Origin of the sequence: Actinokineospora sp. PR83 (assembly GCF_021056305.1) — a bacterium.
Classification (GTDB): Bacteria; Actinomycetota; Actinomycetes; order Mycobacteriales; family Pseudonocardiaceae; genus Actinokineospora; species Actinokineospora spheciospongiae.
The window spans coordinates 37002-49742 of sequence record NZ_JAJCXD010000009.1 but is presented as its reverse complement, the minus strand read 5'-3'; the positions used below and the strand labels follow the sequence as shown (position 1 = coordinate 49742).

At 73.5% G+C, this 12741-nt stretch carries 16 protein-coding genes; 6 read left to right on the top strand and 10 right to left on the bottom strand.

The genetic code is table 11. From position 1 onward, the window contains the following. Nucleotides 1–23: 23 nt before the first annotated feature. The 4 genes from L6E12_RS02810 to nth are packed head-to-tail and all read right to left on the bottom strand — an operon-like array spanning nucleotide 24 to nucleotide 3233. The gene (locus tag L6E12_RS02810; RefSeq protein WP_236226283.1) at nucleotides 24–1208 is read right to left on the bottom strand and encodes a MarP family serine protease; all 1185 of its coding nucleotides are present in this window, start codon (nucleotides 1206–1208) and stop codon (nucleotides 24–26) included. 2 nt (nucleotides 1209–1210) lie between these two features. After that, nucleotides 1211–1924: a CoA pyrophosphatase gene (locus L6E12_RS02805; RefSeq protein WP_236226282.1), complete on the bottom strand. Its 714-nt coding sequence runs from the start codon at nucleotides 1922–1924 to the stop codon at nucleotides 1211–1213. Next, on the bottom strand, nucleotides 1921–2520 hold the full coding sequence (locus tag L6E12_RS02800) for a TlpA disulfide reductase family protein (RefSeq protein ID WP_236226281.1): 600 nt from the start codon (nucleotides 2518–2520) through the stop codon (nucleotides 1921–1923). Before L6E12_RS02800 ends, L6E12_RS02805 begins: the two co-directional genes overlap by 4 nt. Next, complete coding sequence (gene nth / locus L6E12_RS02795; protein WP_236226308.1) at nucleotides 2517–3233, bottom strand: endonuclease III; 717 nt, start codon at nucleotides 3231–3233, stop codon at nucleotides 2517–2519. The genes L6E12_RS02800 and nth overlap by 4 nt, the downstream gene beginning before the upstream one ends. 214 nt (nucleotides 3234–3447) lie before the next feature. On the opposite strand from nth, the gene L6E12_RS02790 reads away from it, so the two are divergent. The 4 genes from L6E12_RS02790 (at nucleotide 3448) to dnaN (ending at nucleotide 7343) form a co-directional block, all read left to right on the top strand. Further along, nucleotides 3448–3699, top strand: coding sequence for a hypothetical protein (locus L6E12_RS02790; protein WP_035287227.1), 252 nt, complete (start codon nucleotides 3448–3450; stop codon nucleotides 3697–3699). Between the two features lie 158 nt (nucleotides 3700–3857). Beyond that, nucleotides 3858–4532, top strand: coding sequence for a Crp/Fnr family transcriptional regulator (locus L6E12_RS02785; RefSeq protein ID WP_035287224.1), 675 nt, complete (start codon nucleotides 3858–3860; stop codon nucleotides 4530–4532). 390 nt (nucleotides 4533–4922) lie between these two features. Continuing rightward, nucleotides 4923–6161, top strand: a complete 1239-nt coding sequence (locus L6E12_RS02780; RefSeq protein WP_236226280.1) for an MFS transporter — start codon at nucleotides 4923–4925, stop codon at nucleotides 6159–6161. Nucleotides 6162–6239: 78 nt separating this feature from the next. Then, nucleotides 6240–7343, top strand: a complete 1104-nt coding sequence (dnaN, locus tag L6E12_RS02775; RefSeq protein WP_236226279.1) for a DNA polymerase III subunit beta — start codon at nucleotides 6240–6242, stop codon at nucleotides 7341–7343. A gap of 112 nt (nucleotides 7344–7455) precedes the next feature. Here the strand turns inward: dnaN and L6E12_RS02770 are convergent, their stop codons facing one another. Both L6E12_RS02770 and L6E12_RS02765 read right to left on the bottom strand, forming a co-directional pair. Then, entirely contained in the window at nucleotides 7456–8235 is a 780-nt protein-coding gene (locus L6E12_RS02770; protein ID WP_236226278.1) for an MBL fold metallo-hydrolase, read from the bottom strand. After that, on the bottom strand, nucleotides 8232–9095 hold the full coding sequence (locus L6E12_RS02765; RefSeq protein ID WP_374201828.1) for an NUDIX hydrolase: 864 nt from the start codon (nucleotides 9093–9095) through the stop codon (nucleotides 8232–8234). The genes L6E12_RS02770 and L6E12_RS02765 overlap by 4 nt, the downstream gene beginning before the upstream one ends. A 109-nt stretch (nucleotides 9096–9204) precedes the next feature. On the opposite strand from L6E12_RS02765, the gene L6E12_RS02760 reads away from it, so the two are divergent. Beyond that, on the top strand, nucleotides 9205–10101 hold the full coding sequence (locus L6E12_RS02760; protein WP_236226277.1) for a Gfo/Idh/MocA family protein: 897 nt from the start codon (nucleotides 9205–9207) through the stop codon (nucleotides 10099–10101). Nucleotides 10102–10116: 15 nt separating this feature from the next. Here the strand turns inward: L6E12_RS02760 and L6E12_RS02755 are convergent, their stop codons facing one another. The 4 genes from L6E12_RS02755 to L6E12_RS02740 are packed head-to-tail and all read right to left on the bottom strand — an operon-like array spanning nucleotide 10117 to nucleotide 12407. Next, nucleotides 10117–11154 carry a hypothetical protein gene (locus tag L6E12_RS02755; RefSeq protein ID WP_236226276.1) on the bottom strand — a complete coding sequence of 346 codons (1038 nt, stop codon included), beginning with the start codon at nucleotides 11152–11154 and terminating at the stop codon, nucleotides 10117–10119. Between the two features lie 31 nt (nucleotides 11155–11185). Beyond that, the gene (locus L6E12_RS02750; RefSeq protein WP_236226275.1) at nucleotides 11186–11797 is read right to left on the bottom strand and encodes a hypothetical protein; all 612 of its coding nucleotides are present in this window, start codon (nucleotides 11795–11797) and stop codon (nucleotides 11186–11188) included. Beyond that, nucleotides 11794–12249, bottom strand: coding sequence for a RidA family protein (locus L6E12_RS02745; RefSeq protein WP_236226274.1), 456 nt, complete (start codon nucleotides 12247–12249; stop codon nucleotides 11794–11796). Before L6E12_RS02745 ends, L6E12_RS02750 begins: the two co-directional genes overlap by 4 nt. Further along, nucleotides 12249–12407 (bottom strand): DUF4177 domain-containing protein, encoded by a 159-nt coding sequence (locus tag L6E12_RS02740; RefSeq protein WP_110079240.1) that lies wholly within the window; start codon nucleotides 12405–12407, stop codon nucleotides 12249–12251. The genes L6E12_RS02745 and L6E12_RS02740 overlap by 1 nt, the downstream gene beginning before the upstream one ends. Nucleotides 12408–12456: 49 nt before the next feature. On the opposite strand from L6E12_RS02740, the gene L6E12_RS02735 reads away from it, so the two are divergent. Beyond that, nucleotides 12457–12705 carry a hypothetical protein gene (locus L6E12_RS02735; protein ID WP_236226273.1) on the top strand — a complete coding sequence of 83 codons (249 nt, stop codon included), beginning with the start codon at nucleotides 12457–12459 and terminating at the stop codon, nucleotides 12703–12705. Nucleotides 12706–12741 lie beyond the last annotated feature (36 nt).

Below are 12741 nucleotides of genomic sequence, written 5' to 3'. Positions count from 1 at the left end.
GGAACCCCCGGGCCCGCCCCCGGTCAGGAAGCGCAGCGCCCGGTGCCGACCGGCTGGGTCAGCGACGGCGCCCGGCCCAGCTCGTCGCGCACCTCGGCCGCGGTCAGCGCGAACCCGGTCTCGGAGTTGTCGACGGCCGCGCCGAACACCAACCCGATGACCTGCCCCTTGGTGTCGACCAGCGGACCACCGGAGTTGCCGCTGAGCACCTTGGCCCGCAGCGTGAAGACGTCCCGGTTGACCGTGGCCGCGTCGTAGATGTCCGGGCCGCGCAGCGGGATCCGGTCCCGGATCCGGGCGGGCGCGGCGGTGTACGGGCCGTCGAGCGGGTAGCCCAGCACGATCCCCTCCTGACCGCCCACCGCGTCGCCCGGGGCGAACGGCAGCGGTTCGGCGGTCAACCCGGGCACCGACAGCACCGCGACGTCGGTCTCCGGGTCGTAGAGCACCACCCGCGCCCGCAGCGACCGGCCGCCGGACTCCACGGTCACCTCGTCGGTGCCCGCGACGACGTGCGCGTTGGTCATCACCCGCTGCGGCGAAACCACGAAGCCGCTGCCCTCCAGCGCCCGCTCGCACGACGGCGCCCGGGCGTTGATCTTCAGCACGCTGCCCTCGACCCGTCGCACGACCTCACTGGCCTGCAGCGCCGGGTCCGGCGGGTCGACCTCCTTGTTCGGGGTGCGGTTGAACGGGTCGACCGCGGCCGGGAAGCCGGAGACGTCGAGCAGCTCGCGCAGCTCGTCGGGCAGACCGCGCGCGGCCTGCGGCATCACCGTGTCGACCCCGCCCAGGATCGTCGAGTTGTTGATCGCCGAGACCAGACCGGGCAGGCCGCCCACCGAGGTCAGCGGCAGCGCGATCAGCCAGGCCACCACGAACACGACGGCGCCCTGCACGACCGCGCCCAGCGCGCTGTCCACCCCGGCCAGCCTCGGCGAATTGATCTTCTGGCGGATGGTCCGCCCGATCCACACGCCGAACGTCTCACCCAGGGCCACCAGCAGCACGAAGATCGCCACCGCGAACGCCACCCTGGTCGGCGTGGAGTCGATCCGGGACACCACCAGCGGGGCGACCTTGATCCCGGCGACCGCGCCGAGCAGCACCCCGACGAACGCGGGCAGCGCCGTGATCACCCCCTGCCGCGCCCCCGAGACGGCCGCCAGCACCGCCAGCGCGACGACGAGCACGTCCACCCAGTTCACGCTCAGACCTCCGCGCCGACGTCCGCGGACCCGACCGAGCCCGCGGACCCGACCGAGCGCCACGCCGCGTCGAGGTCGCGCACGTCCGAGGTGTCCCACGGCCGCTCCCACCCCGCGGTGGCCAGCACCATGGTCAGCAGCCCCGCCGTGAAGCCCCAGACCAGCATCCCCGGCGCGGCGAACGCGGGCCCGGTGAACCCGGACGGGTGACCGACCCGGAACCGGTTCGCCGGGTCGACCAGGTGCGCGACCGGCACCCTGGCCACCGCCTGCGACTCCGCCGGGTCGACCGGACCGACCGGGCTCGGCGTCCGCCACCAGCCCAGCACCGGGGTCACGTGGAAGCCCGACACCGGCACGAACAGCGGCGGCAGCAGCGCCACCGGGACCACGCCGGACGGGTCCAGCCCGGTCTCCTCGACGGCCTCGCGCAGCGCCGTCGCCACCGGGCCGCCGTCCTCGGGCTCGGCCGAGCCACCGGGGAAGGCGACCTGCCCGGAGTGGCTGCCCCCGGTGTCGGCGCGAAGCTGGAACAGCAGGTCGGGACCGTGTTCGGGGTCCTCGCCGAGCAGGATCAGGACCGCGGCGTCGCGGACCCGGCCGGTGGGCTCGGAGAACCGGCGCCACAGGTCCGCGTCCAGGTCGGCGGTCGCCGCGACGAGCGGTCTGATCCACTCGGGCAGCGTGGCCGGGTCCACCAGCGGTCCGTGCGTCATCGGGTCCCTCCGCGCAGGCGCGCCACCGCGGCGCGCACGTCGTCCACCGTCCGGAACACCCGGGGCTGGGTCACGAAGGTGACCGCGCCGTCGGCGGAGATGAGATAGGAGGCGGGCAGGGCGTCGGGCACCTTGAGCGCCTTCGCGACCGCACCGCCGCCGTCGAACAGGTTCGGGAGGCGCACGCCGAGGGTGGTCAGCAGGGACAGCGCGTCGGCCTCCGGGCTCTGCACGGCCAGGCCGACCACGTCGACCGCGTCCGCCGCGGTGGCGTACTCGGCCAGCACCGGCAGCTCCTCGCGGCACGGCTGGCACCAGGTGGCCCACACGTTGACCAGGACGTCCCGGCCCCCGAGCGCGTTGCCCGCGCCGACCGGCTCCCCGGTGGCCAGGCAGGTCGCGGTCACCGACCGCAACACCTCCGGACCGGGCCCGGTCGCGGTGCAGGGGGCGAGGGCGGCGGCCTTCCTGGGTCCGGTCAGGTCCGGTGCGGGAGCGGACGCCGGGGCCGGGTCGTCGCTCCTCGGCCACACCGCGACCGCCCCGGCGACCAGCAGGACCACCGCGACCAGCACCCACCGCAACCGGGTGCTCACCCGGTCGACTTCCCCGGCCGGTAGCCCTCGCGGACCCGCTCGGCCAGCGCCAGCAGGTGCTCGGCCTCCACGCCCTTGACCAGCTTGGCGGCCTTGTCCGGCTCGGTGGGCCCCTCGCCGAACGACGGGCACTCCGGGGCCAGGAAGCAGGCGCCGCAGGCGGGCTTGCGGGCGTGGCAGACCCGCCTGCCGTGGAAGATGATCCAGTGCGAGGCCATCGTCCAGTCCTTGCGCGGGATCAGCGGGCCGATCGCGTGCTCGACCTTGACCGGGTCCTCCTCCTCCGTCCACCCCCACCGGCGGACCAGCCTGCCGAAGTGGGTGTCGACGGTGATGCCGGGGACGTCGAAGGCGTTGCCGAGGATGACGTTGGCGGTCTTGCGGCCGATGCCGGGGAGCGTGACCAGCTCGTCGAGCGTGGCAGGCACCTCGCCGTCGAACTTCTCCACGAGCGCGGCGCCGAGGCCCATCAGGGAGCTGGTCTTGTTCCGGTAGAAGCCCGTGGCCCGGATCATCTCTTCGAGTTCGGTGCGCTCGGCGCCCGCGTAGTCGGCGGCGGTGCGGTACCGCGCGAACAGGGCCGGGGTGGTCTCGTTGACCTTCTTGTCCGTGCACTGGGCGGACAGGATGGTCGCCACCGCCAGCTCCAGCGGGTTGGTGAAGTCGAGTTCGCAGTGGGCGTCCGGGTAGCCCTCGGCCAGCGCGCGCACCATCCGGCGGGCACGGCGGGTGAGGGAGATCCCCGGTCCGCCGTCCACCGGAGCTGCTGCGCGGGGCGGTCGTCGGGTGGTGGGAGGCACCTCGATAGCCTACGGGCCGTCGGACAACCCGAGATGTGCACCGGACGTCTTCTGAGACGACCACCCCCTTGACCGGACCGGGGAGCCCCGGGTTCCGGATGGACGACGACCTGAGGATCTACGACCCATGGCTGTCTGGTTCGTGTTCGCGGTACCGCTGGTGATCATGTTCTTCGCCCTGTTCATGGAGCGGGTCGAGGCCCGCCTGCGCCACGTCGCCGTCCAGGAGACCGACGTGGAGGAATTCCTGGAGCAGGCCCGCCCGGACGAGGTGCGCGCGCTCTACGGCCACGGCATCGGCCGGGCCCTGGAGTTGTTCCGGCTGCGCAGGCTCGGCGGCCGGGCCGCGAAGCTGCGCGGTCGCCGGGGTCGGGGGTAGGGCGCTAAGGTCGAGCGGTTGGGGCGGTGACCTGCGCCGGAGGTTTGTTACCGGACGGTCGGCGCGGCTTCCAGAGGAACTGGGGTCACCCCCTACACTGTCTGTTAGTGATCGGCGGCGCAGCCTCGTGGCCGCCGGGTGGAAACAGGAGGACCGAGGTGGATGAGACCCTGGCCCGCGCGGGCATCTTCCAAGGGGTCGAGCCGGCCGCGGCCGAAGCGCTCGCACAGACACTCGAGTCGGTGGAGTTCCCCCGTGGGCATGTGATCTTCGCGGAGGGCGAGCCCGGTGACCGGCTGTACATCATCCAGTCCGGCAAGGTGAAGCTCGGCCGCAAGTCGCCCGACGGCAGGGAGAACCTACTGGGGATCTTCGGCCCGTCGGACATGTTCGGCGAGTTGTCGATCTTCGACCCGGGTCCGCGCACCTCGACCGCGACGACGGTCACCGAGGTCCGCGCGGTGACGATGGACCGACCGGCGCTGCGGCAGTGGATCGCCAACCGACCGGAGATCGCCGAGCAACTGCTGCGGGTGATCGCCAGGAGGCTGCGCCGGACGAACGGGATGCTGGCCGACCTGATCTTCACGGACGTGCCCGGCCGGGTCGCCAAGGCGCTGCTGCAGCTCGCGCAGCGCTTCGGCAGCCAGGAGGCGGGCCTGCTGCGGGTCACCCACGACCTGACGCAGGAGGAGATCGCGCAGTACGTGGGCGCCTCCCGCGAGACCGTGAACAAGGCGCTGGCCGACTTCGCGCACCGCGGTTGGCTGCGGCTCGAGGGCAAGAGCGTGCTGATCCTCGACCCGGAGCGGCTCGCCCGACGCGCGCGTTGAGCGCATGAGCACGGAAAGGGGCCGCGGTCACCGACCGCGGCCCCTTTCCCGTCTCCGGACGTGACGAAGGGCCGGGCGCCGCCCCCGACGCGGCGCACCGGCCCTTCGCTGTGCGCGGACCATCCCCCGACAGCCCACGCTCCCCGCCCTCCGGCCCAGGCCCCGAACCTCTTCACCGGAGGGAGTTCGTGTCGGGCAAGCGTCGCACGGACCCCCACCCCCTGCTCAAGGGTTTTCACCCTCAAGGACTCACCTTCTGCGGGTTCGGTTGCCCGGTTCCTCCCGAAACCCGACATACCGTTACAGGATCGAGACCTCACATACCGACGGTGTCCGAGACCACCGGAAAATTATTGGTACGGCCGTACCAGAGTGTGCATACTGGTACGCATGTCCCATTCCACCGGCCTGTCCGACTACCGCGCTGCCCTGACCGCCCCGGGTGCCCGCGGCCCCGTGCTGACCTCCCTGCTCGGGCGCCTGCCGGTGGCCATGATCGGCCTGGCCATGCTGTTCTACGTCCAGGACGCCACCGGGTCGTTCGCCAGCGCGGGCCTGGTCTCGGCGGCGGCGCTGGTCGGCGTGGCGATCGGCTCGGTGGCGCAGGGCCGGATCATGGACCGGGTCGGCCCGACCCTGCCGCTGCTCGTCACCGCCACCCTGTTCGCCCTCGTGGTCACCGCCTCGGTGCTCGCGGTGGAGAACGGCGCGTCCACCCCGGTCCTGGTCGCCTTCGGCTTCGGCGTGGGCATCACCGAACCGATGATCGGCGCGGCCTCGCGGGCCATGTGGACCCGGCTGGTGCCCGCGGGCCCGGTGCGCGACGCCGCCCTCGCCTACGAGGCCATCAGCATGGAGGTCTTCTTCATCCTCGGCCCGGCCCTGTCCGGCGTGCTGATCGCCGCCCCGTGGGCGGGCACCGGCGTGGTCGCGGGCGCGGCCTGCATGGTCGTCGGCGCCTACGGCTTCGCACTGACCCCGACCATCCGCCGCGTCCGCCCCGCCCCGAACGCGGCCAGGGGCGGCCTGCTCGGCGCGCTCGCCAGCCCGGGCCTGCGCACGGTGGCCCTGGCCGCGATGGGCTTCGGCGTCACCATCGGCTTCGTGGAGGTCGCCGTCCCGGCCGCCGCCACCGCCACCGGCAACGCCCCGGCGGGCGGGCTGCTGCTGGGCCTGTGGTCGATCAGCTCGGTCGCGTTCGGCGTGTTCTACGGCGTCCGCCCGTGGCCGCGCCCGATGAGCCTGCGGCTGCCCGCGCTGCTGGCGGGCTTCTCGGTCCTGGTCGCACTGCTGGCCATCCCCACCTCCCTGGTCAGCCTGGCCGTCGTCCTGCTGGTCGCGGGGATGCTGGTCACCCCGCAGGCGACCGCCCACTCGGCGGCGATCGAGCTGGTGGCCCCGCAGAGCAGCGCCACCGAGGCGTTCGGCTGGGTGATCACCGCGGTCACCCTGGGCCTCGCCTTCGGCCAGTCGGTGTCCGGCCAGTTGGTGGAGCACGTCGGGGTGTGGGCGGCCTACGTCGCCGCGTGCGTGGTCGGCCTGCTGTTCGCCGTGGTCGTCTACCTGCGCCGCTCGACCGTCCAGGACGCCGCCGACCGGGCGGAGGAGCGCGTTCCCGCCCTCACCTGATCCGGTCGGGCAGCGGGCCGCGAGGGGCCTGTGGACAACTTTTCGCGCTTGTCGGTGGCCGTCGCTACCTTCAGCGCCATGGATCTCACCGTCACCACAGACCACCTCGCCGCCGCGGCGGCCGACCTGGTCCGCCTGGTCCCCGGCAAACTGCTGGACCCCGTCCTCGGCGGGGTGGTCCTCACCGCCACCGCGGAGGGCGTGGTCCTGGAGGCGAGCGACCGCGAACGCTCCGCCAGGGTCGAGTGCCCGGCCCTCGTGCACGCGGAGGGCCGGGCACTCGTCCCGGCCAAACCTCTGGCGGAGACCCTGCGCGCCCTCACCGCCCCGCAGATCCGCCTGGTGGTCGAGGGGGCCCGGCTCGCCATCCGCACCGAGGGCGCGCGCTTCGCCCTCCCCCTGCTGGACGTCGACCTGCACCCGGGAACCCCACCGCGGCAGGACACCGCCGACGGAACCGTCTCCGGCACCCACCTGGCCACCGCACTGTCCACAGTGGCCGGAACCGCCTCGCGCGACGACGCCCTGCCCATCTTCACGGGTGTCCGCGTGCAGAGCGAGGGCGACCGGCTGGTCCTCCGCGCGACCGACCGCTACCGGATGGCCATCGCCACCATCCCCTGGACCGCCCAGGGAGACCCAGTCGACGCCCTGGTCCCCGCCACCCTGCTCGCGGAGGTGGGGAAGCAGGTGGCGGGCGAGCACGAGGTGACCCTCCGGTCGGCCCACAACACGTTCTCGCTGTCCTGGCGCCGCTCGACGGCGACCACGGCCGTCCTCGACGGCACCTTCGTCAACGAGAGCAACGTGGTGTTGTCCAAGGTGGACACCAGGGTGGAAGTGGACGCCGACGCCCTCCTCGCCGCCGTCCGCCGAACCTCCCTCTACGCCGACACCCGAGGGGTGGTGCACCTGGAAGTGGGTGATTCCCACCTCCGCCTCCGCAGCGCCAACCAGCAGTCGGGCGAGGCGGAGGAAACCCTCAAGGCCACCACCCACGACGGCCGCACCAGCCCCAGCTACCAGGCCCGCTACCTCGTGGACGCCTTACGCCCCTTCACCGGCGGCGAGGTCCACCTGGCCATCCAGCCCGGGATGCGGGCCACCGTCCTCACCGCCGTGGACCCGGGGGAGGTGAACATCAAGTACATCCTCGTCCCCATCCGCCCGCCCCAGCCCTGACCGCCCTCACCCCGAGTCCCCGTGTTGCTTGACAACTCCACAGAGATCCGCCCCACCAGGCCCGCATGGGCGCCGGGCGCTCGAACCGAGCAGCCACAAACGGGCCTGGGAACTACCCCCGCAGGTACTCCAGTTGAGCCATGACCGACAGCTCGGCAGCACCCCACAGCCCCCGGTCGACATCGGCGTAGACGACCTCCACCACCTCCCGAGCCGAAGCCCCCGCACCCAGAACCCCCAGGGCGGCCCGGATCTGCTCCAACCGCCCCTCCCGGTGCGCCAGGTACTGCCCGGCGACCGCGGCGAGGTCCGCCAACTCCGGCCCGTGCCCCGGCAGGACCCACCCGTTGCGCCCGGCCAACTCCCGCAACGAGTCCAGGTACTCGCCCAACTTCCCGTCCGGCGGGATGATCACGGTGGTGCCGCGCCCCAGCACCGTGTCCCCCGTCAGCACCGCCGACACCCCGTCGTGCTCCAGCGCGAAGCACACCGAGTCGCCGGTGTGCCCGGGCGTGTGCAGCACCTCGAAGGACAACCCCGCGTGCGCCAACACCTCGCCGTCCCGCAACGGCCCCGCACCCCGGCACAGTGCGGGGTCGAAGGCCCGCACCGGCGCGTCGGCCCGCCGCGCCAACCACTCCGCACCGCCCACGTGGTCACCGTGGTGGTGCGTGATCAGGATCGCCTCGACCGGATCGGCGGCGGCGAGCACGCGCTCCAGGTGGGGGACGTCCTCCTCACCCGGGTCGACCACGACGCACCCGGGGGCGCCCGGCGCGCGCAGCAGCCAGGTGTTGGTCCCGTCCAGGGTCATCGGTCCGGGGTTGTCCTCCAGCACGACGGAAGCGAACGGCGTGACCGACCGCCGGACCCCGTACGCCGGGTGGCTCACCGCGGCTCCAGCCTGTCGTCCCGGCGCGCATCGAGGTGGTTCGCCGCGTCCCCGTACCCGGTGTCCCCGGGGAGGACGACCCGCAGGGCGGTGCCGTCCCGGACCACCTTCGGGATGATCTTCTCGACGGTCCGCGGGGTCGCCATCGCCGCGGCGACACCGGCGCAGGAATCCAGCTCGGCCAACGCCATCCAGGTGGGCGGCATCAACCCGCGCGCCCCGCGCTTCCAGTCCTCGATCGCCTCCGCGGGCCGCTGCCACCCGGCGTCGTCGGCCTCGGTCGTGGCGCCGTCGGCGAGTTGCCCCTCCGGCATCGCGGCGAGGAAGAACCGGGTGTCGTACCGCCGCGGTTCCTCGGCCGGGGTCACCCAGTTCGCCCACGGCCGCAACAGGTCCGCCCGCAGCACCAGGCCGTGCGCCGCCAGGAACGAGGCGAACGAGTACTCCTTGTCGACCAACTCCTGCCGGGCCGCGTGGTACGGCGTCGTGTCCGAGACGACGCTCCCGGCGTCGGGGCCGGCGAGCAGCACCCCCGACTCCTCGAACGTCTCCCGCACCGCCGCGCACACCAGGGCCCGCGCCAGTGATTCCGAACACCCGAACCGCTCGGCCCACCACGCGGCGTCGGGCCCGTGCCAGGCCACGGAGGCGTCCAGGTCCCGCTCGTCCACACCACCGCCGGGGAACACCGTCATCCCGCCCGCGAAGGCCATCCCCACGACCCGGCGCAGCAGGAACACCTCGATCGGCCCGTCGGTGTCCCGCACCAGCATCACGGTCGCGGCGTCCCTGGGCGCGGCGGGCGGGTCCGGCGCCTCGTCCGGTACGAGACCGGCGGGCAGGACGAGTTCCTCGGGCAGTTCCGGCACCCCTCGACCCTAACCCGGCCGGACCGCCACGCACCCCCTGGTGCGAACCAGGTCATGGCCGGGTGTCGCTCGTGGACAGCGGTCACGGAGGATGGCCGGTATGAGCGACGACGTGCTGCGAGTGGGACTGGTGGGGGCGGGCCCGTGGGCCCGGGCCGTGCACGGGCCGGGGCTCGCCGCGCACCCCGGCACCGAGCTGGCGGGGGTGTGGGCGAGGCGGCCGGAGGCGGCAGCCGAGCTGGCGGGCGCACTGGGCGCCGCCGCGGTCGGGGACGTGGACGAGCTGATCAGCGGGGTGGACGCGGTGGCGTTCGCGGTTCCGCCCGCGGTGCAGGGCGAGCTGGCGATCCGCGCGGCCGAGGCGGGCAGGCACGTCCTGATGGAGAAGCCGGTGGCCGATTCCCTGCAATCGGCCAAGGCGGTCGCGCACGCGGTGGACGCGGCCGGGGTGGCGTCACTGGTCGTGTTCATCCGGCGGTTCGCGCCGGAGACCAAGGCGTGGCTGGAGCAGGTGCGAGCGGGCGGCTCGTGGGCCGGTGCCAGTGCGCGCTGGCTGTCCGGCGCGCTGCTGGGCGGGGCGTACTCGGAGTCGGCCTGGCGGCAGGACGGCGGTGCCCTGGCCGACGTCGGGCCGCACCTGCTCGACCTCCTCGACGCGGCGCTCGGACCGGTCGTCGAGGTGCTGTCGGCGCACCGCACCGGACCCGACCTGTGGCACCTGGTGCTGCGGCACGAGGGTGGGGCGAGCAGCACCGCCAGCCTGTCGATGCGGCTGCCGATGCGCCCGACCGTCACCGACGTGGCGGTCTACGGCGACGCCGGGTACCTGGAGCTGCCGGGACGGGCGACGCCCGCCCCGGAGTGCTACTCGGCGCTGCTGGACGACTTCACCGCCCTGGTGCGCGACGGGCGGACCGAGCACCCGCTCGACGTGCACCGGGGGGTGCGGGTGCAACAGACCCTCGACGCCGTGCTGCGGGTCGTCGAGGGTCGTTGACGGGGCGGTGCCGGGTCAGCGGTTGTCCGGCGGCTGCAACGGGATCCCGTTGACCATGGTCGAGCTGTTCGCCTCGGACCAGTCGAACGGGGTGCTGGTGCCCAGGTCGCCCTGCCAGGCGGCGGGCTGGGCCGGGTCGGTCTGCTCGCGGCGGGCCAGCTCCTCCTGGAGCTGGCGCAGCAGGTCGAGTTCCTGGTCGTTGAGCGACTCGTCCGTGGCCGCCGCGGCAGACTTCGCCTCGCCCTTGGGCTCCTCGGAGTTCCACGGGGTGGGCTCCGGGTCCGGTGCCGAGGAGATCTTCGGCGGGGTGATCGACGGCGGCGACGGGAGGGTCGGCGCGGTCAGCTCGGGTTCGCGGCGCTCCACCCGGGGCGCCTGCTCCGACGCGGCCGGGGCGGCGACCACGTTGGTGCGGGCGGTGCCGACCTCGTTGGCGTAGCGCATCGCCGTCCGGTGGTAGTCGGTCGGCTCGGCGCCGTCGCGCAGCACCTCGACCGAGGCGGTGATGCCCGCGCGGCGCAGGGCGTGCTCCACCCGGTAGGCCGTGGCGGGCGCGGAGCCCTGCGGGCCGACCCCCACGAGCACCACCCGGTGCGGCACCGGGCCGGTGGCCGGTCCGGCGGGGGTGAGCCGCCAGACCGCCCACACCGCGCGGATGTCGGGCAGCACGTCGAGGACCCGGTTGGCCGCCTCGGCGACGCCGTCCTCGGGGCTGACGCCCGCCACCGAACCGGTGGCGAAGCGGTGCCGGGTGACCAGGTCCGGCTCGGCGATGGTCAGCCGCTCGACGACGGCCGGGTCGGCGTGCGCGGCGAGGAAGAGCTCCTGCAGTTCGTCGTGCTCAGCCCGGCTGACCGCGACCGGTCCCGCCGCCAGGCAGCCCGCGACCAGGTCCAGCGACCGGTCCACCTCGGCCGAGGCCAGCAGTTCCCTGGCGTCGGCGAGCGCGTCGTCGTCGAGCCTGCCCGCGAGTCCGAGCAGCAGGTCGTGCACCCGGACCGGCAGGGCAACCCCCGGCCAGGCGGCACCCTTGCCACTGGCGATCTGCGTCACGATCGAACCCCTCCCACATCAGTCCAGGCGACTAGCTCGGAACCAGGTGTCCTTCGGCGACCAGCGGCTCGGAGGCCGCCAACGCCGCCCGGTGGTACCCCGTGGGCTCGAAGGCCCTCGGCAGCACCTCCACCACCGGTTCCGCGGTACCCAGGGCCCGCAGCACCCGCTGCAGCTCCCCGGTCAGGTGGGCGGCGTCACCGGTCGTGGTGACCAGGACCACCCGGGCGGTGGAACCGGAGGTCCGGTCGCGGCGCCAGGTCGAGCGCGCCTCCACGACCTCGGGCCTGCCGCGGAGGATCGCTCCGAGCACAACCGCGTCGGAGTCACCCGCGCTCACCCGATCAGGGGACTCCGCGGAAAAGGTGTAGTCGGTTTCGGAGATTTCGTCCACCCACGGGATGGCGTTGAGCCGCTCCGCGTCGGCCCCTGCGGGCAGCAGCACCGCTCCGACCAGGCGCGATTCCTCCGGTGTGATCGCCACCCGCTCGCGCAGCAGGGTCAGCGGCAGCACCCTGGCCACCGCGTCGACCGCGCCCGAGGCGAGCCAGTCGCGGCAGCGCCAGAGCTGCCGGTCGCCGAGCCTGCCCGCGAGCCGCAGCAGCAGCTCGTGGCACTCGGCGGTCTGGGTTGCCGTGCTCATCGGACCTCCACCACCAGTTCGACCTCGACCGGGACACCGAGCGGCAGCTCGGCCACGCCGACCGCCGACCGGGCGTGCCTGCCCTGCTCGCCGAACACCTCGGTGAACAGGTCGGAGGCACCGTTGACGACCGCGGGCTGGCCGGTGAAGCCCTCCGCGGAGGCGACGAAGCCGACGATCCTGACCACCCGGACCACCTCGTCGATGCCCACCAGGTCGTCAACCGCGGCCAGGGCGTTGAGTGCGCAGATCCGGGCCAGCCGCTGGGCTTCCTCGGGACTGACCTCGCCGCCGACCTTGCCGGTCGCCGCGACCGCTCCGTCGACCAGGGGGATCTGGCCCGCGGTGAACACCAGCGAGCCGGTGCGCACCGCCGGGACGTAGGAACCCGCGGGCGGGGCCACCGGGGGCAGTTCGATGCCCAGTTCGGCGAGCTTCGCGCGCCAGGACATCACGCCCCCTTGGGCCGCTTGAAGTACGCGACCAGTTGCTCACCGGTGGGGCCGGGCAGGACCGTGACCAGCTCCCAGCCGTCCTGGCCCCAGTTGTCCAGGATCTGCTTGGTCGCGTGGATCAGCAGTGGCACGGTCGCGTACTCCCACTTCGTCATGCCCGCAGCCTAGATCACGTTGGTGTCACGTCTCGGTACGGTGGCGTTCATGGAGTCGTGGCGACTGTTCGCGACCGCCCTGCTCGTCGCGGCGGGGCTGGTGTTGGTGCTGGTGGCGATGGCCAAGGTGCGCGACCGGACCGGCCGGGGCAGCAGCGTGGCGCTGGCCGGGGCGGTGTCGGTGACCCTGCTGGCGCTGCTGTGCCTGCTGGCGCTCACCGTCCTCCCGCAACCGGTGGCCTGGGGCGCGGTCCTGGTCGTCGGCGCCGCGGTGTCGGTGCTGTTGCTGGTCGGTTAGGACGGTCGGACAGCGGTGGGGGCGTCCGGGCATTTA

Coding starts and splice junctions, on each gene's coding strand:
- L6E12_RS02805 (WP_236226282.1), bottom strand. CDS start 1,924: ATGACGCACGGACCGCTGGTGGACCCGGCCACGCTGCCCGAGTGGATC.
- nth (WP_236226308.1), bottom strand. CDS start 3,233: ATGGTGCGCGCGCTGGCCGAGGGCTACCCGGACGCCCACTGCGAACTC.
- L6E12_RS02790 (WP_035287227.1), top strand. CDS start 3,448: ATGGCTGTCTGGTTCGTGTTCGCGGTACCGCTGGTGATCATGTTCTTC.
- L6E12_RS02780 (WP_236226280.1), top strand. CDS start 4,923: ATGTCCCATTCCACCGGCCTGTCCGACTACCGCGCTGCCCTGACCGCC.
- dnaN (WP_236226279.1), top strand. CDS start 6,240: ATGGATCTCACCGTCACCACAGACCACCTCGCCGCCGCGGCGGCCGAC.
- L6E12_RS02760 (WP_236226277.1), top strand. CDS start 9,205: ATGAGCGACGACGTGCTGCGAGTGGGACTGGTGGGGGCGGGCCCGTGG.
- L6E12_RS02750 (WP_236226275.1), bottom strand. CDS start 11,797: ATGAGCACGGCAACCCAGACCGCCGAGTGCCACGAGCTGCTGCTGCGG.
- L6E12_RS02745 (WP_236226274.1), bottom strand. CDS start 12,249: ATGTCCTGGCGCGCGAAGCTCGCCGAACTGGGCATCGAACTGCCCCCG.
- L6E12_RS02740 (WP_110079240.1), bottom strand. CDS start 12,407: ATGACGAAGTGGGAGTACGCGACCGTGCCACTGCTGATCCACGCGACC.
- L6E12_RS02735 (WP_236226273.1), top strand. CDS start 12,457: ATGGAGTCGTGGCGACTGTTCGCGACCGCCCTGCTCGTCGCGGCGGGG.